The organism is Lactobacillus sp. M0393, assembly GCF_016102025.1.
GTDB classification, from domain to species: Bacteria; Bacillota; Bacilli; order Lactobacillales; family Lactobacillaceae; genus Lactobacillus; species Lactobacillus melliventris.
The window spans coordinates 192865-214095 of the sequence record NZ_JACFPK010000001.1; the positions used below are offsets into that span (position 1 = coordinate 192865).

The 21231-nt window shown below is 35.6% G+C and carries 20 protein-coding genes, 1 pseudogene and 1 riboswitch; of the genes and pseudogenes, 19 read left to right on the forward strand and 2 right to left on the reverse strand.

Annotation, left to right across the window (positions count from 1 at the left end; translation table 11 throughout):
• The first annotated feature begins 1 nt into the window (after nucleotide 1).
• The 7 genes from H3R29_RS00970 (at nucleotide 2) to H3R29_RS01000 (ending at nucleotide 7862) form a co-directional block, all read left to right on the forward strand.
• Nucleotides 2-748 (forward strand): aspartate/glutamate racemase family protein, encoded by a 747-nt coding sequence (locus tag H3R29_RS00970; protein ID WP_110445552.1) that lies wholly within the window; start codon nucleotides 2-4, stop codon nucleotides 746-748.
• Between the two features lie 149 nt (nucleotides 749-897).
• Nucleotides 898-1092 carry a hypothetical protein gene (locus tag H3R29_RS00975; protein WP_122025618.1) on the forward strand — a complete coding sequence of 65 codons (195 nt, stop codon included), beginning with the start codon at nucleotides 898-900 and terminating at the stop codon, nucleotides 1090-1092.
• Nucleotides 1093-1199: 107 nt separating this feature from the next.
• A riboswitch (FMN riboswitch) is annotated at nucleotides 1200-1333 on the forward strand.
• A 120-nt stretch (nucleotides 1334-1453) separates the two neighbouring features.
• Complete coding sequence (gene ribD, locus H3R29_RS00980; protein WP_198202308.1) at nucleotides 1454-2515, forward strand: bifunctional diaminohydroxyphosphoribosylaminopyrimidine deaminase/5-amino-6-(5-phosphoribosylamino)uracil reductase RibD; 1062 nt, start codon at nucleotides 1454-1456, stop codon at nucleotides 2513-2515.
• The gene (locus H3R29_RS00985; protein ID WP_198202309.1) at nucleotides 2500-3105 is read left to right on the forward strand and encodes a riboflavin synthase; all 606 of its coding nucleotides are present in this window, start codon (nucleotides 2500-2502) and stop codon (nucleotides 3103-3105) included. The genes ribD and H3R29_RS00985 overlap by 16 nt, the downstream gene beginning before the upstream one ends.
• Before the next feature lie 11 nt (nucleotides 3106-3116).
• A complete protein-coding gene (ribA, locus tag H3R29_RS00990) occupies nucleotides 3117-4343 on the forward strand; it encodes a GTP cyclohydrolase II (RefSeq protein WP_305067103.1) in 1227 nt (408 codons plus the stop codon).
• A 1-nt stretch (nucleotide 4344) separates the two neighbouring features.
• The gene (ribH, locus tag H3R29_RS00995) at nucleotides 4345-4818 is read left to right on the forward strand and encodes a 6,7-dimethyl-8-ribityllumazine synthase (RefSeq protein WP_187156822.1); all 474 of its coding nucleotides are present in this window, start codon (nucleotides 4345-4347) and stop codon (nucleotides 4816-4818) included.
• 353 nt (nucleotides 4819-5171) lie between these two features.
• The gene (locus H3R29_RS01000) at nucleotides 5172-7862 is read left to right on the forward strand and encodes a BspA family leucine-rich repeat surface protein (protein ID WP_198202310.1); all 2691 of its coding nucleotides are present in this window, start codon (nucleotides 5172-5174) and stop codon (nucleotides 7860-7862) included.
• A 102-nt stretch (nucleotides 7863-7964) separates the two neighbouring features.
• On the opposite strand, the gene H3R29_RS01005 is transcribed toward H3R29_RS01000, so the two are convergent.
• On the reverse strand, nucleotides 7965-9167 hold the full coding sequence (locus tag H3R29_RS01005; RefSeq protein WP_198202311.1) for a hypothetical protein: 1203 nt from the start codon (nucleotides 9165-9167) through the stop codon (nucleotides 7965-7967).
• 306 nt (nucleotides 9168-9473) lie between these two features.
• Here H3R29_RS01005 and H3R29_RS01010 point away from each other — a divergent pair.
• The 8 genes and pseudogenes from H3R29_RS01010 (at nucleotide 9474) to H3R29_RS01045 (ending at nucleotide 17714) form a co-directional block, all read left to right on the forward strand.
• Nucleotides 9474-10148: pseudogene (locus H3R29_RS01010) on the forward strand (coenzyme F420-0:L-glutamate ligase).
• 75 nt (nucleotides 10149-10223) lie between these two features.
• Nucleotides 10224-11213, forward strand: coding sequence for a D-2-hydroxyacid dehydrogenase (locus H3R29_RS01015; protein WP_198202312.1), 990 nt, complete (start codon nucleotides 10224-10226; stop codon nucleotides 11211-11213).
• A 153-nt stretch (nucleotides 11214-11366) separates the two neighbouring features.
• Nucleotides 11367-14051 carry a sigma 54-interacting transcriptional regulator gene (locus H3R29_RS01020; protein WP_187156818.1) on the forward strand — a complete coding sequence of 895 codons (2685 nt, stop codon included), beginning with the start codon at nucleotides 11367-11369 and terminating at the stop codon, nucleotides 14049-14051.
• An 81-nt stretch (nucleotides 14052-14132) separates the two neighbouring features.
• Nucleotides 14133-14552: a PTS sugar transporter subunit IIA gene (locus H3R29_RS01025; RefSeq protein WP_187156817.1), complete on the forward strand. Its 420-nt coding sequence runs from the start codon at nucleotides 14133-14135 to the stop codon at nucleotides 14550-14552.
• Entirely contained in the window at nucleotides 14545-15027 is a 483-nt protein-coding gene (locus H3R29_RS01030; RefSeq protein WP_187156816.1) for a PTS sugar transporter subunit IIB, read from the forward strand. Before H3R29_RS01025 ends, H3R29_RS01030 begins: the two co-directional genes overlap by 8 nt.
• 7 nt (nucleotides 15028-15034) lie before the next feature.
• Nucleotides 15035-15844 carry a PTS sugar transporter subunit IIC gene (locus tag H3R29_RS01035; RefSeq protein WP_046324266.1) on the forward strand — a complete coding sequence of 270 codons (810 nt, stop codon included), beginning with the start codon at nucleotides 15035-15037 and terminating at the stop codon, nucleotides 15842-15844.
• A complete protein-coding gene (locus H3R29_RS01040; RefSeq protein ID WP_198202313.1) occupies nucleotides 15837-16646 on the forward strand; it encodes a PTS system mannose/fructose/sorbose family transporter subunit IID in 810 nt (269 codons plus the stop codon). The genes H3R29_RS01035 and H3R29_RS01040 overlap by 8 nt, the downstream gene beginning before the upstream one ends.
• 9 nt (nucleotides 16647-16655) lie before the next feature.
• The gene (locus H3R29_RS01045; RefSeq protein ID WP_187156814.1) at nucleotides 16656-17714 is read left to right on the forward strand and encodes an SIS domain-containing protein; all 1059 of its coding nucleotides are present in this window, start codon (nucleotides 16656-16658) and stop codon (nucleotides 17712-17714) included.
• A gap of 65 nt (nucleotides 17715-17779) precedes the next feature.
• On the opposite strand, the gene H3R29_RS01050 is transcribed toward H3R29_RS01045, so the two are convergent.
• Entirely contained in the window at nucleotides 17780-18520 is a 741-nt protein-coding gene (locus H3R29_RS01050) for a GntR family transcriptional regulator (RefSeq protein WP_187156813.1), read from the reverse strand.
• 177 nt (nucleotides 18521-18697) lie between these two features.
• Here H3R29_RS01050 and agaB point away from each other — a divergent pair, with 177 nt between their 5' ends.
• Genes agaB through H3R29_RS01070 form a run of 4 tightly spaced genes read left to right on the forward strand, consistent with a single transcriptional unit; the run spans nucleotide 18698 to nucleotide 21224 of the window.
• Nucleotides 18698-19174: a PTS galactosamine transporter subunit IIB gene (gene agaB, locus H3R29_RS01055; protein ID WP_046324270.1), complete on the forward strand. Its 477-nt coding sequence runs from the start codon at nucleotides 18698-18700 to the stop codon at nucleotides 19172-19174.
• Nucleotides 19175-19197: 23 nt separating this feature from the next.
• The gene (gene agaC, locus H3R29_RS01060; protein ID WP_046324271.1) at nucleotides 19198-19995 is read left to right on the forward strand and encodes a PTS galactosamine transporter subunit IIC; all 798 of its coding nucleotides are present in this window, start codon (nucleotides 19198-19200) and stop codon (nucleotides 19993-19995) included.
• Nucleotides 19985-20782, forward strand: coding sequence for a PTS galactosamine transporter subunit IID (gene agaD / locus H3R29_RS01065; RefSeq protein ID WP_046324272.1), 798 nt, complete (start codon nucleotides 19985-19987; stop codon nucleotides 20780-20782). The genes agaC and agaD overlap by 11 nt, the downstream gene beginning before the upstream one ends.
• Before the next feature lie 13 nt (nucleotides 20783-20795).
• Nucleotides 20796-21224, forward strand: coding sequence for a PTS sugar transporter (locus H3R29_RS01070; protein WP_370567372.1), 429 nt, complete (start codon nucleotides 20796-20798; stop codon nucleotides 21222-21224).
• The last annotated feature ends 7 nt before the right edge of the window (nucleotides 21225-21231 follow it).

Here is a 21231-nt window from a genome sequence, read left to right on the forward strand (position 1 = left end):
AATGAAACATTTTTTTAGTATTATTGGCGGTATGGGTACGATTGCAACGGAAAGCTATGTCCGCATGATTAATCACCGTCTAAAGATTACCAAAGATCAGGACTATCTGAATTATATTTTGGTTAATGATGCCCAAATTCCTGACCGCACGGCTTATATCAAAGACCATAGCCAACCTAATTTTTTCAATGCCTTGCGTGATGATGTGCTCCAGCAAGCAATGCTAAAGCCCGACTTTTTCGTGATGCCATGTAATACTGCACATTATTTTTATGACGACTTGGCTAAACTAACTGATATTCCTTTTTTACATATGATGCGCATTGCCGTGCATAAGTTCGTAAATGATTATCCGGAAGAAAAAAAGATTGGTTTGATTGCTACAGAAGGTTCGATTTATGATCATCTGTACGAAGACGAAATTGAACAAGTTGGTCGTGAGGTAGAACTGGGTGGTCCTGAGATTCAACCGCTGGTTACTGAGCTGATTTATTCCAACATTAAAGAAAAAGGCGTAGTTGATGGCGAACTTTATCACCGCATATTACGCACCATGCATGATCAGTATGGCTGTAATGTAATTTTACTTGGTTGTACTGAATTATCTTTAGCTCAGGAAAAGGCGCCAGAGCATCCGTATAATGTTATTGATCCGCAAGTTATTATTGCTGATGTGGCAATTGAATTAGAACTAAAAATTCGTGCAGGAATGGATCCTAAGACTGCTATAGAGAAATATATGTATTAAACAATACGTGTTGTTTAATACAAATTAAAATAGACTAGTAATCAATTTGAATTATTAGTCTATTTATTTTTCTTAAAAAGTGTTGACAATGTTGCCATCCGGTAGTAGTGTATTAGAAAAGTAATACAGATGAAAATGGGAGAGTTAAAATGTTATATCTTTTATATATATTTATTGGCATACTGATAATATTGACTACTAATTTAGCAGTAACAGCAATTTTGAGCATTAGAGATGCTTATCGCAATCACCTTAAAGATCATTTATCATTTGGCACTGCCTTCAAGAAATATTTTGGTAAAAATAATAATATCCCCCTTCATCTGTCTGATTGGAGACTATAAGGAATTATTTTATTTAAGTTTGCGCTTATCGTATATATAATTTTATAAAACAATAAATTGCTATTGCCGACATAGGATATCTATATTATACTGGAATAAGTTGAATACGGTTTCTTCGGGGCAGGGTGCAATTCCCTACCGACGGTGACAATTAATAATTGAAGTCCGTGACCCGCGTTTTGCGGTGGAACTAGTGCAAGTCTAGTACCGACAGTTAAAGTCTGGATGGGAGAAGAACAAACAAGATTAGACAGAAAACTCGCGTCGTTATTAAACTTCGCTGAAATCTTATTTGATGAATATAAAATAAGCCTCGTTGATTGAATCAACGAGGTTTTTTAATGCTTAGGAAGTGAAATTAGTGCAGGATAAGGATTATATGCAAATGGCAGTTCAAGAAGCATTGAAAGCTCAGGGAATGACTTGGACCAATCCTTTAGTTGGTGCAGTTTTGGTTAAAAATGGTCAGGTTCTAGCGACCGGCTACCACCATCAATTTGGTAAGGAACACGCAGAAGTTAATACACTCTCACACTTAGCTGACCCCCAGCAGGCACAAGGTGCAACTTTGTACGTCACGCTAGAGCCTTGCAGCCATTACGGCAAGCAACCTCCTTGCTGCAAAAAGGTCACTGAGGCCGGAATAAAAAAAGTTGTTATTGGTCAGGTTGATCCTCATCAAATTGTAGCTGGCAAGGGTATTGAATATCTAGAAAGCCATGGGGTGCAAACTGAGATAATCGGTGGTACAGAAAATTTAAACGTTGCTTATAACTTTTTTTATCACAAAAAGAGGCCTTTTGTGACGCTTAAATATGCAATGTCCATTGATGGCAAAATTAATGCTGCAGGTAAAACGAGAACAATTTTGACTGGGGATGCAGCTCAGGTGGATGTGCAAAAGTTGCGTTTGCACAACCAAGCAATTTTAATTGGGGCAAATACTTTGCGAATAGACAATCCACTTTTAACGGTCAGAATTAAGAATTTACCCCAGCCACCTATTCGAATAGTGTTAACTAAAGATGCTAATCAGTTGGACTTTAACAGTCGCATGTTTAAGACACATGGTGAAATCTGGCTATTAAGTAGAAGTGAACTGACTCAAAAAGTAGCTGAAAATATTCGCTGCTTTACTGCTACTAAATGGACACCTTCAAAAATTGTGCAGCTTTTAGCCGCACATGAAATTCAAGCACTATTAGTTGAAGGTGGCAGCAATGTCCAGAGCCAGTTTGTAGCAGCGGACTTGGCTGACGAAATAGTGACATACATTGCTCCTTTAGTTTTAGGCGGTACTGCATTACCTGCTGTGTTTGGCCAGGCTTTAGCAGAAAAAAGTGATTATCAACTTTTAGACGTTAAAAAATTCAATCAAGATGTCAGAATTCGCGTGAGGAGAAAAGAATGTTTACAGGAATAATTCAAACTACGGGAAAGATAACCCGTTTGGAAATTAGTGAGCAACATGCAAGACTAGGTATTTGCGCTCCTAAATTAGTGCAAAAAGATTTGCCTTTAGGGGCAAGCATTGCCGTTAATGGTATTTGTTTAACCGTTACCGCTTGGAGCGATAATGACTTTGCAGTAGACGTGATGCCGGAAACAATGAAACGGACTAATTTGGGCAATTTGCAAAAAGGTAGTTTGGTAAATTTAGAGCCTTCATTGTCTTTAAACGGTAAGCTTGATGGTCATATTGTTGCAGGTCATGTTGATACTACAGCTGAACTGGTAATAAGAAACGAAAATGAGAATTCCATAGAATTAGAATTCGCAGTACCACATAAGTATGCTCCTTTTATTGTTGAAAAAGGCTCAATTGCCATTGACGGCATTAGTTTAACCGTGACAATGGCGCAAAATGATCATTTTGGAGTGAGCTTAATACCTTATACCATACAAAATACTACTTTGGCTCACTATCAAGTGCATGACAAAGTCAATATTGAAGTGGATATGATTGGTCGGTACGCTGTCAAACAAATTCAAGCTTGGGAAAAGGAATTTTAATGGAGGAAAAAATGACAGAACAACTGAATGAAAAAATGCAAAAGGTGTTACAACATATGTTGACTGGTGGGTTGGTCATTGTGGCTGATTCGCCGCAACGTGAGTCTGAGGGGGATATGATTGGTTTGGCTGAAAAGGTAACGCCTAAAGCAGTTAATATGATGATTACTAAGGCACGCGGACTATTATGTGTGCCGATGAGTAAGGCATACGCTGACCGCTTGCAACTAAAACCAATTGAAACTGGTTCGAACGATACTTTTGGCACGGCTTTTACCCTTAGTGTTGACTCCACTGAAACCACTACAGGAATTTCAGCTTTTGACCGTGCTAAAACTATTAAAAAATTGGCTGATCCTAATAGCCAGTGGGCTGACTTTTATCATCCAGGTCATGTTTTTCCTTTGGTAGCTAAAGAAGGCGGTGTACTAGAACGGACAGGTCATACTGAAGCTGCTTTGGATCTGGCTAGATTGGCAGGAGTTACACCTGTAGGCTTTATTTGCGAGTGCATTAAAAAAGACGGAACGATGGCCAGACGTAAAGACCTAAAGGCTTTAGCAGAAGGACTTGGTATTCCTTATTTGACCATTGAAGAGTTAATTGCATACCGCAAGAATCAGGCAAACAAAGATTTGGGGATTGAATCCTTTACCAAGGTTGACTTTCCGACTAAATACGGTCATTTCCAGCTTGAAGGCTTCAGGGATAAAAAGCATCCTGAAAAGCAACCGACTTTGTTAATTAGTAAGGGTGAAGTAAAAAAAGGTGAGCCTCTTTTGTTGCGGCTTCACAGTGAATGTTTGACTGGGGATGTTTTTGGTTCTAAGCGCTGTGACTGTGGCGCTCAGCTTGCCGCAGCTTTAACAAAAATTGAGCAAAATGGATCAGGAGCGGTTTTATACTTGCGTCAAGAAGGTCGGGGAATTGGTCTAGAAAATAAATTGCGCGCTTATAAGCTGCAAGACGAAGGTATGAACACAGTTGAAGCTAACCAGCACCTTGGCTTGCCGATTGACGCACGCCGCTATAATGTTGCTGCTGAAATTTTAAGGCAAAAGGGCGTGAGCGAAGTTGAATTAATGACCAATAATCCTGACAAAGTGAATCAACTAGAAAATTATGGTATTAAAGTTATCAAAAGAATACCTGTTGAAGTAGGCATGACTGCCGAAAATAAGAATTACTTGGAAACTAAAAAGCATGAAATGAATCATATTTTAAACGAGGTAGATTAGCATGAAAGAAATTATCGGCAACATTGCCCAGGGACAGGATAAAAAGATTGGTATTGTCGTTGCTCAATTTAACGGTGTGGTAACCGATCGTCTCCTTTCTGGAGCAGTGTCACAATTAAAAAAATCAGGAGTGAAAGATGAAAATATTGTGATTGTGAAAGTACCCGGTGCTTTTGAAATTGCTCGTATAGTCAACTGCCTGGCAAAAAGTGGCAAAGTTGATGGCATTATTGCATTAGGAGCTGTAATTAGAGGTGAAACAGCTCACTTTACCTATGTTTGTGAAGGTACTACTTCTCAGCTAGCTGCCGCATCAGCTAATGGGCCGGTGCCAGTAATGTTTGGTGTACTCATGACTGATACGGTTGCACAAGCAACCGATCGTGCCGGAGGTAAAGCAGGCAATAAAGGAGCTGAGTGTGCTACAGATGTCTTAGAAGTATTAAATATAGAAGAACAGATAAAGCAACTATAATTTTTTAAGTGCACAATCCTAAATAAAGAAAAAACAGGTCGTTTCTAGAAATAGAAGTGGCTTGTTTTTGGATCTTGATGGCTTTTACCGCCTTGCTAATAGTTTTTATTATTAGTTAATTGATATTAAAATTATTAAGTCTAATTTTAAAAAACATATATGCATATATTATCCGATAACAGTAAAATTGTTATTTTAATTTATTATTAATGTTGATTTTATGGCTATTTTAAGCACTCTTATGAAAATAATTCTATTTGCAATGTTATTAAATGAAGTATATACTGAAATTGTAATAATATACATACTTTTTTAGTAGCAAGATTAGATTGATTTTATCATTGAGGTGAAAAATGAATAAAGGATTAGATCGCAATAAGCGGACTGGAGCGCTGCTTTTTAGCAGTTTAACTGCAGCTGCACTTGGTTTAACAATTTTAAATACTAATGTGGTAAAGGCTGATAGTAATTCAGGGGCACAAGACACTGCACAAAACTTTGACAAGAATGATAGTCGTGTTAAAACTCGAGTAGCAAATAGTACTGTGTCTCAAGAAAATAATCAGGGCGTTACTACTGATAATGCAAATACCACTGCACCAGAAGGAAATGCTAATGGTACTACAAATAATGCAGATGAAACTCAAAATGGGAGTGTAGACTCGCCGCAGGGCAACAATAAAAATTCCAACTCTCAAACTTCTGCTGGTAATGATCAACCAGAGACAGACATCACTAAGAATGAAAATAAAATTAGTACAAAAACTATTAAAACAGGTAAGTGGGGTAATGCTGATGTCAGTTACGATAGTGATACTAACGTATTAACTGTGAGTGGGAGCCATGATAAGGAAAACCCGACCATTGTAAGTAATGCTGGTCTCGTATCTGGATTTCTAGGTCAAGATGGACCAGACCCTGAGTGTACGCATGTAAAAAAGGTAATCTTTGACGGTTACTTTAAAGTTGTTGGCAATACCAGGTCAGTTTTTCTTCGTCTTAGAGGCCTAACTGATATTGAAAACTTAGAAAACGTTGATACTTCGGAAGCAACCAACATGTATGCCTGGTTTGCCCAATGCAGTAGTCTTAAACACGTAGATCTATCTCATTTTAATACATCAAATGTTAAAAACATGAATTCTATGTTTGAAGCCTGTACCAATCTCGAAGAACTTGACCTGAGTAAATTTGATACTTCCCAAGTCAGAGATATGTCATATATGTTTGCTGGTTGTGAAAGTCTCAAAGAATTGGATTTGCAGAATTTTAATACTTCCCAAGTCACAGATATGTCATTTATGTTTGCAGAGTGTAAGGGTCTTGAAAAATTAAATGTTACCAGCTTTGACACCTCTAAGGTTAAAAATATGGAGTATATGTTTAATTGTTGTGCAAGTTTACCTACCGTTGACGTACATAATTTTAATACCAGTAATGTGACAAATATGGCGGCAATGTTCTGTATGTATTATTTTCATATTAGCGGTACTGGCCAAGTCTTTGGTTGGGATTCTAAACTTACGTCCCTTGATCTTTCCAACTTTGATACTAGTAATGTGACCGATATGGGTGGAATGTTCTTTAAATGTACAAAGCTAAAAGACCTAAACATCTCTAACTTTGATACCTCTAAAGTTACAACTATGAATAGTATGTTCCAAGCATGTAATAAGTTAACATCCTTAGATCTTAGCAACTTTAATACCGCAAATGTTACGGACATGTACGGCATGTTTCGAGATACGAATAGTTTAATCAGTTTGAACGTGTCAAGTTTTGATACAAGAAATGTAACTAACATGGGGCAAATGTTTTATCTTTATGTTGATACTTCAAAGAACAAATATCCTGAACTTTCGAACTTACGGACTCTAGATATCAGCAATTTTAAAATTAGCGATAACACGTATTGTGGCTACATGTTAAAAGGTCAAGCAGGATTGCTAGTTTTGAAATTAGGAGATGAAGTCAAAAACTTTTCCCAAATGGGTCTTGATACGCCAGGAACTTGGCTAAATGTTGGTACTAGAACAATACAGCATCCTGAGGGCAAAGATCAATGGCCATCAGATGAATTGATGAAAAATTGGAATGGCAAAAAGGAAACGTATGTGCGCCAAGCTACAATAACAGCTTACTATCAAGATGAAAAGGGCAATAAGCTTGCAGATGATGAGACTTTCACTGGTACATACGGCACTAATTACGATTTTAAAAAAGATATTCCAGGATATACTTTAATAGCCACGCGGGGAAAGGTGTCAGGAACCATTGGAAAAGAACTGGACGACGTTACATTTGTCTACAAAAAGGATGATTCCGGCTCAAACGGTTCAGGTTCGAATGATTCAGGTTCGAATGATTCAGGCTCGAATGATTCCGGATCAAACGGTTCCGGCTCAAACAATTCAGGTTCAAATAATTCCGGCTCAAACGGTCATGGAACAAATTCAGGGATAAATGATAATAATACTGTAGCAAGAGTTGAAGTTCATTATCAGGATGAGAACGACAATGAAATTGCTCCGTCTAAGGTTTTAACTGGCGTTGTTGGTGAAGGCTACATTACTAAGGCTTTGGATATTACAGGTTATACTCTTAAACTTAGACCTGTTAATGCTACCGGCTTCTTTAGCAGCCAGCCACAAACTGTTACTTATGTTTATTCGAGAAATGGTGTCATTCGAACAGTTCGTCATAATTCCTATCTATATGACCAAAATGGTGGCCGTAAAGCTGGTGAATACTTTATTGGCAAAAAAATTAAAACCTATGGCAGTAGGCTTATTCAGAATAAGAAATATTACGAACTTGGAAACGATACTTTTGTGAAGGCTAATAATGTTACAGGTATCAAACGCAAACTTAAGCACAACGCCTATATCTACACCAGGAAGGCTAATAAGAAAGTAAAGCGTTCTGGTCGTAAAGTATTGAAAAAGAAACAAACGATCAGAACATATGGTGGAGCTATTAAAATGCATAATAAGCTGTACTATATTGTTGGTAAGAATCGCTATATTAAAAAAGCTAATTTTTAGCAATTGAGAAATAATAATTAGAAAAGTTCTATCATAGTAAAAATAGGCTAGATAGAGCTTTTTTAATGTTTTACCAAATTGATATGTCGAAGAAGAAGAAATTTAATTAAAGCTGTTGCTTTTACCTAAGCGATACTTTTGCACGTTAATACCAAGAGTGACAAAAACTAGTAATAACGAAATTCCGCTAGCAAGGAGCGTAAGAGCAGGTCGCTGCAGCACATTGGCAATTGCCGAAACTCCAACTGTAAAAAAGATATTTAGCAGTGAACTGCCTAACTGCAAAAAACTTGATTGAGCAGACTGAACATTTTTACTAGTCCTTTTAATTCTAACTTTGCTGCACCAATTACCGATTGGTAAAGTTTCTCCATAAATTAACACTGTACTAATGCACATGGTAGCGATTGTTTGTTTTAAAAAGAATATGCCTAATGCTAAAGTAGTAATTATGATTAAGGTGCACAGTAACCAGTAGTGGTTATCAAAGCGAATAAGCACAGCTCCTAATAAGAGACCACTGACTACAGCAAGCAGCAGCCAGTATACGTGACTGTATGTAGGATCAATTGTTTTCCAGAAGTAAATCATCAGTCCGTTGAATACAGATTGGAGAGCACCATTAAACATGGCAACAATAATTGCTGCGTGCAGGCCTTTACTAGTAATAATATTGTGCCAGACCTTGACCAAATGAGTTATGGTTTTAAAATTGTTTTTATCTTTAACAAAATGCCTTTGGTGCAAAGCTAGAGCTAGAAAAATGTTAATGAAAAAACCGCTGCTTGCTACTAAGAGAAAATATAAATAATTGCGCGTAGTCAAAATCAATACTGCTATTGCAGCTACACTGGCTATATTACCGATCAGACCAGCTATAGAATTGTAGTTAATGGTTTTTTCGAGAGAATTATCAGTCAGAAGAGATTTTAAATTTCCCGTAAATGATAGTCCTTCAACTAAACTGAACATTGTAATGCAAAGGTCAACCAGAATATATAAGGGAACAAAGTATTTTTTGGGAAAAGTAAACGGCAGTAATAAGAATAAACACAGAAAGATATATATCCAAATTAACATGCGGCGTTTGTCGACATTATCAAGTTTTGATCCAATAAACAGGACACTCAAAATAAGTGCCAAGGAACTAATACTTGATATCAAGCCATTAACAACGATATTATCTGAATATTCACGAATAATTAGTGCACCACCTATTCCAACTAGAATACTGCCAAAATTCGATAGCAGATTGATTAGCGGTAATAATATTTGATTACGCTTGAGAAATTTATTACTGTCCATTTTGTCACGCTTTCATGTAATATAATAAAAAGCGTAACATGTAGCAGTTTTGTTAGTAGCAGAAGTGACACAAAAGGTCATTTTCATTAGTTGAAATGGCCTTTTTCACTATACAAGTTCCTAGACCTAAATTTAATTGTTAACTTTATTAAGGCCATTAAGATTAAAGCTCTTTATACTGTCAAAGCCATAAAATACATAATGTTGTTCAACTTTTTAGAGTAATATATAAATATTAAGAAAAATAATAACGGATATGATAAGAATTTTTATATGGTTACTATTACTGGCTTGCAAGGTGTGCCCATGATTTCTAAAGCTTGTGATTTGCCACAAATATTAGTTGAAACGATCAAAAAAGAATATTTCAGAATTGCTGCTGGTGACATTATTTGTGTAGCGTCTAAAATTTGCTCAATGGTAGAGGGCAATATTGTGGATTTAAGCCAAGTAGCACCAACTTCTTTGGCAAAAAGAATGCATTAACGTATACCCGGAAAGGATGCCAGATTAATTCAAGTGATTATTGACCAAACGGATGACCCAACTGGCAGTAAATTAGAAATATGTGGAAATCATTTTGGTGCTTGGCTTCCCAACGGTTTGTTTTTAACTAGTGGCGGTGTTGACAAGAGTAAAAATAATACAGCGATAACTTTACCTAAGAATTGTGATTTAACAGCTAAACGCATCAGCAATACTTTTTACCAAGAATTAGGTGTAAAAACTAGTGTAATCATTACTGACAGTGACGGTAGGGCAGATAAAAAAGGTGCTAATCAGGTAGCAGTTGGCTTATACGGATTAAATGGCTTAAGGATAAATAAAGAAGCTGGTACAGCTGAAACGCTTTGTGATTTGCTGGCAGCAGCTGCTGGTTTAGTAATGGGACAACGAGGAGTCAATATGCCTCTAGCCTGCATTCACGGTCTAGAATATGACCAAAATACTGATTCTGGTATTGGCGATGCTGTGGCTTAAAATCCATAAGACTTTTTAGTTCATAAATATTAAAGTAAACGTGCTGGTTTGAATTAAGAATAGGAGAAAGAATAAATGAAGATTATTTGTTACGGTGTAATCAAAATGGAAGAATCCCGTATTAAAAATTGGGCTCAAAAAAATAATGTCGAAGTAAAAATTGTCCATGCGGATTTGTGTGCTGAAAATGCGGATTTGGCTGAAGGCTTTGATGGCGTAAGCTCTGAAGGCAATCTTCCTGTGGATGCCAGCGTATATGAAAAATTTAAGCAGTATGGAATTAAGCAACTAGCCATTCGGCAAGTTGGGGTTGATAACCAGGATTTAGCTGCCGCAAAAAAGAATGGCATTAAGATTACTAATGTTGCGGCTTATTCACCAAGAGCTATTGCAGAGCTTGGCGTAACTGATGCAATGTACTTATTGCGTAAAATTGGTATTTATCAAGACAGAATGGCACATGGTGATTTTACTTATGACGAAAGTACAATTAGCACAGAAATTTTTAACTGTACTGTCGGCATAATTGGAGCCGGTCACATTGGTGGTGCTAGTGCCCAGCTTTATAGCGCATTAGGGGCTAAAGTTTTAGCCTGTGATCCAGTTTATGATGCTTCACTTGAACCTTATGTTACCTATACGAATTTGGATACCATTTTTGCTGAAGCAGACATTATTTCTTTGCATACTCCTTTATTACCGAGTACCAAAAACATTATCAATAAAACTGCTATTAGTAAAATGAAGAAAAAGCCAATTTTGATTAATGTAGCTCGTGGTGGTTTGGTTGACACACAGGCTTTAATAGCGGCGCTAAAAAATGGACAAATTTCTGCGGCTGCTCTAGATACCTTGGCCGCTGAAACTGATTTTTATAATAAAAAGGATATGCTGAACTCATTGCCGGAAGATTACAAGGAATTAAAAGCAATGCCTCAAGTTTTGATCACGCCGCACATTGCCTTTTTCACTAAACTAGCCGTTAAAAACAGTATTGAGATTGCTTTAAACGATGCTAAAACAATTATCTCAGGTGGAGAAGTAAAGAGTGTAGTTAATTTGTAGAAAAAGCAGTGCAACAACTAACTTTAATTTTTCGGGATACATAAGTCACAACTTTTAACCACAGTTGTGACTTTTTATTTACTATGATTAAATATTTGATTAAGATAAAGAAATAATGTGATAGATTTAAAATTGTTTGAGGGATATGAAAATATGAAAAATAAAAAAATACAAATTCTCAAATTAGTGCAAATGCAATCTAATATTTTCTTGCAAAATTATGATTTAAACAATGCCCCAACAACTAACTTTATTGCTAAAAAACTTGATTTAGATCGCTCTGTAGCTAGTAAAAATTTAAATGAGTTATTTAAAAACGACAAACTAATAAAAATAAATACTAGACCAGTAATTTATCTAAACGTTAATGAAAATCTAAATGAAAGTAAAGAATACCGAAACATTGCAGATTTTAAGAATAATTTTCAAAACCAAGCTTGGCAGAAGATTATTGGCTGGAATGGCAGTCTTAAAGAAATTATTGAACAATTAAAAGCCGCTGTAATGTATCCACCAATGGGATTACCGGCAATCCTTTTTGGTGAGTCGGGAACTGGAAAGACTTTTTTAATCAGAACTTTGTTTGAATTTGCCAAACAGCAAGAAATATTGGGGCAAAATGCACAACTTGTAGTAATTAATTGTGCTCAATATGCAAATAATCCTGAATTATTATCCAGCGTTCTTTTCGGCTATACCAAGGGTTCATTTACCGGAGCAGATTCAGATACTCCAGGAGCTTTGCAAACCGCAAATAACGGAATTTTGTTTTTGGATGAAGTTCATCGTTTAAGTTCAGAAGGGCAAGAGAAATTATTTACCTATTTAGATACTGGACTTTTTACTCCAGTTGGAAATAATGCTAAGAAAATAGCTAGTAAAGCCAGACTATTTTTTGCAACCACTAAAAAAGAGCAAGACTTTTTAGAAACTTTTTTACGTAGAATACCTATCAAAATTAAATTGCCTACTTTAGACGAGAGAGGTGCATACGAAAAAAGAATGTTAACATACAATTTGATAAATCAACAAGCAAAGAGAATTAATTGCAAGATTAAAATATCTAAGCAATGTATTAGTCTAATTTATCATTATCATTTCAAGGCAAACGTTGGTGAATTAGAAAATCTGATTCAAAATATTGTGGCGAGGAAATTTTCTCAATTGGCAAGTCCAAACGAAGTTGAGATAAAAATAGGTGATTTGCCTGACAATATTTTGCAACAGATGCATCCTAATAATTTACCAGTGGTTTCTAGTAAAAATGAAATAATTTTTCAGCCAAGTGATTCATATAAGCCATCAAATTACTTAAGTAATAAGGAATATATTTCTAAGATGCAATTTTCTTGGGAAAAATTGTTTCAATTACAAGTAAAGGGAGAAAAGGATAGAAATTCATACTATAAAATAGTGCAGAAAGAAACTCATGAAATATTGTATTCTGTCTATAATACAGAACGCTCTTTAATTAATAGCTATGCTGCCGCTTTAACAAATATTTTTTCTCTAGCCCAAGTAGATTTTTATAATTTGGAAAATTCAACTGTTTATGATTTAGCTATTTATATCTTTTACTTAATGAAAAATGAATTTACAGCGGATTTTACCGCTCAGCAAGATTTGACCTTGATGACACAGCTATTTGCACCAGAATTGCAAATGGTGGAAAAATTAGCTTCATTGATTGAAATGCACTTCGAAGTTAACCTAAGAGCCTGCGATTGTTTGTGGCTGGCTATTTTAAGTTCAAAAGATAATTTAACTTCTTTACCTCAAATACCCGCAATTGTAGTTGCTCATGGCTATGCTACCGCGAGCAGTATGGCAGATACTTGTAATCATTTTTTACAAGCAGCCATTTTCACACCAGTAGATTTAAAGCCTGATGTTTCAAAATCAGAAATGATTACTTATCTTAAAAATTTAATTAAAAAAATTAGTCCTCAAGATGGACTGTTAATTTTAATGGATATGGGATCTTTGAAATCAATTATGGAGCCGATTCAGAATGAATGTAATTGTGATTTATTAGTAATTAATAATTTTAGTATGGCTGTGATGCTGGAAATTGGTAATCAGTTATTATTAAAAAAAGATCTACCAACAATTCAAAAAAAGCTCCCTCAAAATATTATTCAAAGTAAATTTTATAAACAACATAGTAATTTTCCACCAGTAATTATTACGACATGTATGACTGGAATGGGCAGTGCTCAAAGAATAAAAAGCATATTAACTCAAAGCTTTACTGGCTTGGTTAAAGTCCAGGTTGAAGCATACGATTTTAAGGAACTAGTTAATTATCAAGAGTCACATCTTCTAGAAAATAAAAATGTAATTGGGATAGTAGGTATTGACAATCCAGATGTTGAAGACATCCCATACTTTGGTCTCGAAGAAATTATGACTGGAGAAAAAATTAAGTCATTGGAATCTGTTTTAAGACCATACTCGTCAGACGCTGACTTAAAACAGTGGGAAAGTCAATTAATCAAGAACTTTTCATTAGACAGAATTTTAGATTCATTAACTATTATTTCCCCAAATAAAGTAATGAACGTAATTAATAAGTATATTAAAGATATACAACATGATCTTGAACAAGAATTTTCTTATCGCATACAAATATCTTTATATGTTCATATAGCTAATATGATTGAAAGAATTATTCGAGGAAATGAAATCAAACTATATAACGGCGATAATAAAAGTATTTTAAAAGACAAATACTTTAGTGTTCTAAAAAAACATAATAGTGTGCTCGAAAATAATTTCTCCATAAAAATTAATGATCCGGAAACCGCTTATATTAGAGATTTGCTCGTTCGCCGCTAAGTTGTGGCACAGTATTATGGCATGATTTTTGCTAATAGTTAATTGAAGCTTTTACAAGATAAAAGGTGAGGAGGCTTTTATGTGAAAAATATTATTTTAGCAACTCACGGTAACTTAAGTTATGAATTCAAAGCTACTGCTGAGTTGATAGTTGGATCTTTACCAAATATCAGGTGTTTTGGTATGACTAAAGAGAAGTCAGCGACTCAGGGAAAGAAGGAACTGGAGTCATTAATTGAAGCTATGGATGAATCCAATTTAATTATTTTAACTGATATGTATGGAGGTAGTTCCACAAATATCTGTACTGAATTGTTACTTTCCGGTCATGAATTTTCTTTACTTACTGGCCTAAACCTGCCCATGCTTTTAGCACTTGTCAGTGGCGACTCTAGTGATAAATCGGTTTCTGAATTAACAAGTGAATTAGAAGAAGCGGGAATTTCCGGAGTTATTAATGTTGGTAAGAAGATAAAAGAGAGGATTAAAAATAATGCTTAAGTTAATTCGGGTTGATGAAAGACTTTTGCACGGTCAAGTAGCGATCGGCTGGACCTCAAATTCTGGTGCAAATACTATTTTAGTTGCTAATGATGAGGCCCAAAAAGATAAAGTTAAGGCTATGGCTTTGGATTTGGCGAAACCATCTGGTGTCAAGCTTTATATTCGCAGTGTTGCTGAATCGGGTCCTATAGTTGAGAAGTTTGCCAGTGCTAAGAAAGCACAAGTTTTAGTACTGGTTCGCACGGTTCAAGATGCGTTAAAACTTATCAAGAACTCAAATGGAGTTATTAAAGAATTAAATGTAGGAGGTCTAAAGTTCGAAGACGGCAAGAAGAAATTGAATGATTATGTTGCTGTTTCAGATCAAGACATTGCAGATTTAAAAACTATTCAAAAATTAGGGGTCAATCTTGATTTTAGAATGTTACCGCGGGACAAGAAACTAAGTCTCGCTGATTTACTAAAGGAGTGATAAACAAATGGTTCAGGCTTTACTAGTAGGTCTTATAGCAGGTATCGGTATGTTGGATGAACGCGTCCTTGGTGCAACCCTGTTTGGACGGCCAATTGTTCTTAGTGTTTTTGTTGGATTAGCTTTAGGTGATATCAAGCAGGGAATTATTATCGGTGCACAACTGGAACTTATCTGGATGGGAATTGCCGGTATCGGTGTTTCTACACCTCCTGATTATGTCACAGGTGGCGTAATCGGTACGGCTCTGGCGATTATTTCGCATAAGGGAATAGGTGTTGCGTTAACAATAGCAGTTCCAGTAGCTGTTTTGGCTTCATATTTAGGAACCTTAGTAAGAGTTGTCAATTTATGGTTTTCCCACAAGGCCGACAAATATGCAGAAACCGCTAATTTTAAAGGTATTAACTTGATGTTGCTTTTACCAACTATTCTATTCTTCTTTAGTGCCTTTGTTCCCACATTCCTGGCCATGCTTTTGGGAGCTTCAAAGATCAATTTGATTATCAATGCAATTCCAAAAGTCATTTTAGATGGCTTAACGGTGGCCGGAAATTTACTTCCAGCAGTTGGGTTTGCGCTACTGTTAGATATGCTGTTTTCTAAAAAACTATTTGTATTCTTTTTCCTGGGTTTCTTACTTTGTGCATATTTAAAACTGGACATTACCGGAATAGCTGTGATTGCAATTTGTATGGCAGTCATTATTGTTTTGTTTGGTAATAATGGCAAGAATTCTACAGGAAGTGGGCAAAATAAGTCGGAGTCAAAAGAAGCGAAAGATAATTTGACCGAGGGGGAGATTGATTTTGAATAATAAAAAATTAACCAAAAAAGACTTACATTCAATTTTTTGGAGAGCTTTTGCTTTACAAGGCGGCTTTAATTACGAAAAAATGCAAAATATTGGCTATGTATATGCAATGGAGCCAGTAATTAAGAGGCTATATTCTAGTACTAAAGACCGTGCTGCTGCTTTAAAACGCCACTTGGCCTTGTTCAACTGTACGCCGGCTATGACACCAATGATTATGGGGATTTCTTCAGCAATGGAAGAACAGTATGCCAATAATCCTTCTTCTATGGATCCGGATTCTATCAACTCAGTTAAAGCTGCTCTGATGGCACCTTTTTCTGGAATTGGTGACTCCATTTTGTTTGGTACATTCCGAGTAATTGCTGCGGGAATCGGAGCTTCTTTTGCTAAACAAGGAAGCATCTTAGGTCCAATTCTTTTCTTTGTTTTATATAACTTGCCAGCAACTTTAATTAGGGCTTTTGGCTTGAAATATGGCTATAAATGGGGAGTTGAGTCTTTAGACGAGGTCCAAAAAAACGGTGTGATGGATCAAATAATGCAGATAGTAGGAATTATTGGGATGATGGTAGTAGGAGGAATGGTAGCAACTATGCTTCCAGTAACTACTACACTCAAATTTTCTATGACTGGTGCCACTGTAAAACTACAAACTATTTTCGATCAAGTTATGCCGAAGTTACTGCCTTTACTAGTTACTTTATTGGTATTTTGCTTGATTAGAAAGAAGGTAAGTGTTTCAAAGCTAACTGTCGGGGTGTTAATTTTAGGTATTTTATTACATGTAATTGGAATTTTATAAGGAGTAAATATGAACTTAATTCAACAATATATTTCAAGCACACCAGATCAACTTAAAAAAATAGTAGCTGGAAGTAAAGAACTCTTTGCAAACGTTGCAAAAAGAGATATTAAAAAAATCATCATTACAGGTTCTGGAACAAGCTATCATTCCGGACTGCAGATGCAATCGATAATGCGTAAACGTTCGGGAATTGAAGTCTTATCTCTTTATCCCTTTATGTTTACATCAGACTTTTTCGTAGGAGATAATTCGCACACTTTGTTTATTGGCATTTCTCAGGGAGGAAGCAGCTTTAGTACATTTGATGCCATGAAAACAGCTAAAAAGGCAGGTTGTATCATTGGTACAATGGCTGGTGAAAAAGATGCCTATATTGACCAGATTGCTGATGAGGTTATGACTGTTAATATTGGTGAGGAAAAAGCCGGAGCTAAAACCAAAGGATATTATTCAACAAAATTGAATTTACTTCTTTTGGCTGAATACATTGGTTTGGCAAATGGTAACCTTAGTCAGACTCAATTTGAACAGGATTTACAAGATCTAAATACTACTTTAGATCTATTTCCACATGCATATAAAAGAGCATATGACTGGGTTGAAGAACATAAAGAAAAGCTGGCAAAGATGGATAATCTGCGTGTAGTAGGACCTGGCATGCTTTATGGAGATGTTTTGGAAGATGCTTTGAAAGTATTGGAAACTTGCAGGCTCCCAGTAACGGGATATGATTTCGATGAATTCATTCATGGTATTTATAATGCAATGAATGAAAAGTCAACCGTAATAATTCTAGATAATGGCACTGAATCACGCTGCCAAAAAATGCTTGAAGTATTGGGAGATTGGACGAATAATCTTTATTTAGTTGATACATCTGCTGCAAATTCGGGCAATCATTTTGGCTATGATGTTCAAGTGCCACAAGATTTTGAAACTTTTATTTTTCCAATGTTGTTACAGGTAATGGCGTCAATCGTTCCAACAGAATTAGGCTATGATCCTAACTCTCCTAAAGACCCGAATTTCCATATGAAATTAGGTAGTAAAAAATTTAATCAATAAGTAGTTTCATTTATTAGAATATTAGCTATTTTAAAAGCCAGTTTACTAATAGCTGGCTTTTTGCTTTATCCAATTTCATCTTTTTCTTGATGCAAGTAACTATGGTTGTAAATAAATTGATCACCGCGCGCAACGCAATAGGTATATTCAATGGGAATATGTCTGTTATTAAAAGATGTTCTTTTTACTTTTAAACATGGTGCATCGCAACTAACTTTTAATAGTTTGGCGTCTTTTGCCTGAATTAAACTGGCCTGAATTGCCTCGTTAACTAAACGGACTGTTTGGTGAAAATTTGTTTTCATTATTAAATACAAAGAATTTTGAGTTAGCTCTTCGATGGTGAGAGTGGAAAATTTTTCGTAGGGCAGATAAGTTCTTTCAATCATCATGGGCTGTTTATCTGCTGCCCTTAAAAATTTTAATTTAATAACTTTTTCACCCTGGTTAATATTAAATTTTGAAGCCAAAAAGCTATCTGAATTAAAAATTTTAAATTCCAACAAATCAGTTTGAGGAGTTTTTCCTATGGCTTTCATATGGTCAGTAAAACTATAGATGTCATTAAGAGGAGTTAATGGCGATTTTTCTGAAACAAAGGTGCCTTTGCCATGAATTTTATAAATATAGCCCCTCTTTTCGAGCTCATCTAGCGCCCTTCTTACAGTATATCTGCTTATTTTCAGTCGTAAAGAAATATCCCGTTCACTTAAAAGTTTTTGGTCTTTTTTCATATTGTTTTGAATGTAATTTTTTAAGAAAGCTACTAATTTTAAATAAATTGGTTGTTTTGAATATTTTTCCATAAAAATTCCTAATCTTGTGGTCCAGACCACTATTAAATAAATTTAGAATTAAGAGATTCTATACGTATAAGTATTATAACAAAGATTTACAATAATTGTACTGTTGACAATGTCATCGCTTTCAACTATTATATTTTTATGATGGTCTGGACCATATAAGATCATAGGAGGTAAAACATGAGTGAACCAAATATTTTGTTGACAAGAATTGATAACAGACTTGTTCACGGACAGGTTGGAGTTATTTGGACTAGTTCTATAGGAGCTAATCTGTTATTAGTGGCAAATGATGATGTAGCCAACGATCCTTTGCAACAGAAGTTAATGAAGAGCACTTCTGAAACTTCTGGAGCTCAGATAAGATTTTTCTCAATTGAAAAAACAATTAAGATCATTGGTAAGGCAGCTCCAAGGCAAAAGATTTTTATAATTGTTAAAACACCAAAAGACGCTGTTAGACTGGTTGAAGGCGGAGTGCCAATAAAAGAGATAGATGTCGGTAATATGCATTTTTCAGCTGGTAAAGAAAAAGTTACGGATAAAGTCTATGTCGACCAAAATGATAAAGACGATTTAATGAAATTAGTTCATGATAATGTCAACATTTATATCCAAGACGTACCTGGAGATAAGAAGACAGCAATTGACTTTTAAGTAGTCAGAATCTGGAGGAACAAATGCAAATAACTTTTTTACAGGGGATTTTGCTAAGCATCTTTGGTGCTATAGCGGGTCTAGACTCCTATACAGAAGCTTTATATATTTTTAGACCAATAATTAGTTGTGCCGTAACTGGTTTAATTCTGGGTGATCCTGTAACTGGACTTTTAGCAGGCGGAATTGCAGAACTTACCTTTGCTGGACTAACAAACGCAGGAGGAACACAACCGCCCAACCCGGCAGTTTGCGGAATTATGACAGTAGTTATTGCTCATACTACTAAGGTTGCGCCAGCTACTGCAGTTGGCTTGTCATTGCCTTTTGCCATGCTTATGCAATACATTATTTTGATGTACTATTCATTGTTTTCGGGTTTCATGCCTACTATGGATAAAGCAGCACAAAATGCAGACACTGGAAAATTTAATAAATTTATTTACTTTTCAATGTTTGTAATGGCTGCAACCTTCTTTGTAATTATTTTCTTATCCGCTTATGCTGCTCAAGGTCCAATGGCCGCTTTGGTTAAAGCAATGCCAAAATGGCTAATTCACGGCTTTGAGTTAGCAGGAGGTGCATTACCGGCAGTAGGATTTGCTATGCTGCTTAAGGTTTTACTAAGGGTCAATTATGTTCCTTACTTACTTTTAGGATTTGTAATTGCCAGCTTTATTAACTATTCCAACGTATTGCCTGCAGCTGTAATAGGTATTGTTTTTGCTATGATTGACTTCTTTAACAATAAGCAACATCAGAAATTGCAAGCACAAATTGATGAAGTAAAGGAAAACGGAGGTAGTGAAGATGGAATCTAACTCAAACAAAAAATACACCAAAGTAAGTAAAAACGATATTACTAAATTAGGATTGAGATCTTCACTATTTCAATTAGGATTTAACTATGAAAGAATGCAGGCACCTGGATGGACTTGGACTCAAATTCCTGTTTGGAAGAAAATATTTGGGGATGATAAAGAGGCCATGTCAGAAGCTATGGTTGATAATATGAACTTTATCAATACCAGTCCGCCACTTGTGCCAATCTTGTTAGGATTACTAACAAGTATGGAAGAAAAAAGGGTTGATCGTAAAACAATTAGTGGTTTGAAAAACGCCCTCTTTGCGCCTTTAGCCGGAATTGGTGATGCAATTTACTGGTTTACAATTATGCCAATTGTGGGCGGGATCTGTGCATCTTTTGCTTCAAAAGGTAATCCGCTTGGGCCGATTATTTTCTTCTTGGTATATCTGGGAATATTTTTATGCCGCATTCCTTTTGCCCATCTTGGTTATGACATGGGAACTAAAGCAATTGATGTAATTCAGGAAAATTCGACCATTATTTCTAAGTCAGCTTCAATCATGGGTTTGACGGTAATTGGCGCTTTAATTAGTTCTTATGTTACCTTGTCTTTAAAGGTAAAAATAGGCAGTGTTTCTCTTCAAAAGGACTTTCTGGATAAGGTATTTCCTAACATACTGCCATTAGGATTTACATTTTTCCTATATTGGCTACTTAAGAAAAAGGAAGTCTCTCCAATTGTCTTAATAGTTGTTGTCTTTACTTTATGTATTGCTTGTTCATTTTTTGGAATTATGTAAGTGAGGAATGAATGTGAATAATATCAAACTTATCGTAGTTGGACATGGTAAATTTGCATCCGGATTACAAAGTTCTCTTGAATTGTTTGTAGGTAAACAGGAAGAGCATAATTTTATTGATTTTACTAAAGAAATGAGTGAAATTGACCTACAAGAAAAAATTTCCGCACAAGTTGGAAAAGAAGAGACAGTAATTTTTACTGATATGCTGGGTGGAACGCCTTATAAAGAAGCAGCCAAGATAGCCTATGATAACGAAAACGTTGGGGTTGTATCAGGTTGCAACTTGAGTTCACTGCTTGAAACTACGTACAAGGAATATACTAGTAAAGAAGCGTTGATGCAGGATCTAGTTAATATCACCAAAGAAACAGCGCAAGTTTTTGATAAAAATGATTTAAATGATGAGTCTGATGAAAATGACTTTTCAGATGGTATATAAAAAGGGA

Bases quoted from the DNA above. Each gene is read 5' to 3' on its own strand.
- H3R29_RS00970 (WP_110445552.1), top strand. From the start codon at position 2: ATGAAACATTTTTTTAGTATTATTGGCGGTATGGGTACGATTGCAACG.
- H3R29_RS00975 (WP_122025618.1), top strand. From the start codon at position 898: ATGTTATATCTTTTATATATATTTATTGGCATACTGATAATATTGACT.
- H3R29_RS00985 (WP_198202309.1), top strand. From the start codon at position 2,500: ATGTTTACAGGAATAATTCAAACTACGGGAAAGATAACCCGTTTGGAA.
- ribA (WP_305067103.1), top strand. From the start codon at position 3,117: ATGACAGAACAACTGAATGAAAAAATGCAAAAGGTGTTACAACATATG.
- ribH (WP_187156822.1), top strand. From the start codon at position 4,345: ATGAAAGAAATTATCGGCAACATTGCCCAGGGACAGGATAAAAAGATT.
- H3R29_RS01000 (WP_198202310.1), top strand. From the start codon at position 5,172: ATGAATAAAGGATTAGATCGCAATAAGCGGACTGGAGCGCTGCTTTTT.
- H3R29_RS01005 (WP_198202311.1), bottom strand. From the start codon at position 9,167: ATGGACAGTAATAAATTTCTCAAGCGTAATCAAATATTATTACCGCTA.
- H3R29_RS01015 (WP_198202312.1), top strand. From the start codon at position 10,224: ATGAAGATTATTTGTTACGGTGTAATCAAAATGGAAGAATCCCGTATT.
- H3R29_RS01020 (WP_187156818.1), top strand. From the start codon at position 11,367: ATGAAAAATAAAAAAATACAAATTCTCAAATTAGTGCAAATGCAATCT.
- H3R29_RS01030 (WP_187156816.1), top strand. From the start codon at position 14,545: ATGCTTAAGTTAATTCGGGTTGATGAAAGACTTTTGCACGGTCAAGTA.
- H3R29_RS01035 (WP_046324266.1), top strand. From the start codon at position 15,035: ATGGTTCAGGCTTTACTAGTAGGTCTTATAGCAGGTATCGGTATGTTG.
- H3R29_RS01045 (WP_187156814.1), top strand. From the start codon at position 16,656: ATGAACTTAATTCAACAATATATTTCAAGCACACCAGATCAACTTAAA.
- H3R29_RS01050 (WP_187156813.1), bottom strand. From the start codon at position 18,520: ATGGAAAAATATTCAAAACAACCAATTTATTTAAAATTAGTAGCTTTC.
- agaB (WP_046324270.1), top strand. From the start codon at position 18,698: ATGAGTGAACCAAATATTTTGTTGACAAGAATTGATAACAGACTTGTT.
- agaC (WP_046324271.1), top strand. From the start codon at position 19,198: ATGCAAATAACTTTTTTACAGGGGATTTTGCTAAGCATCTTTGGTGCT.
- agaD (WP_046324272.1), top strand. From the start codon at position 19,985: ATGGAATCTAACTCAAACAAAAAATACACCAAAGTAAGTAAAAACGAT.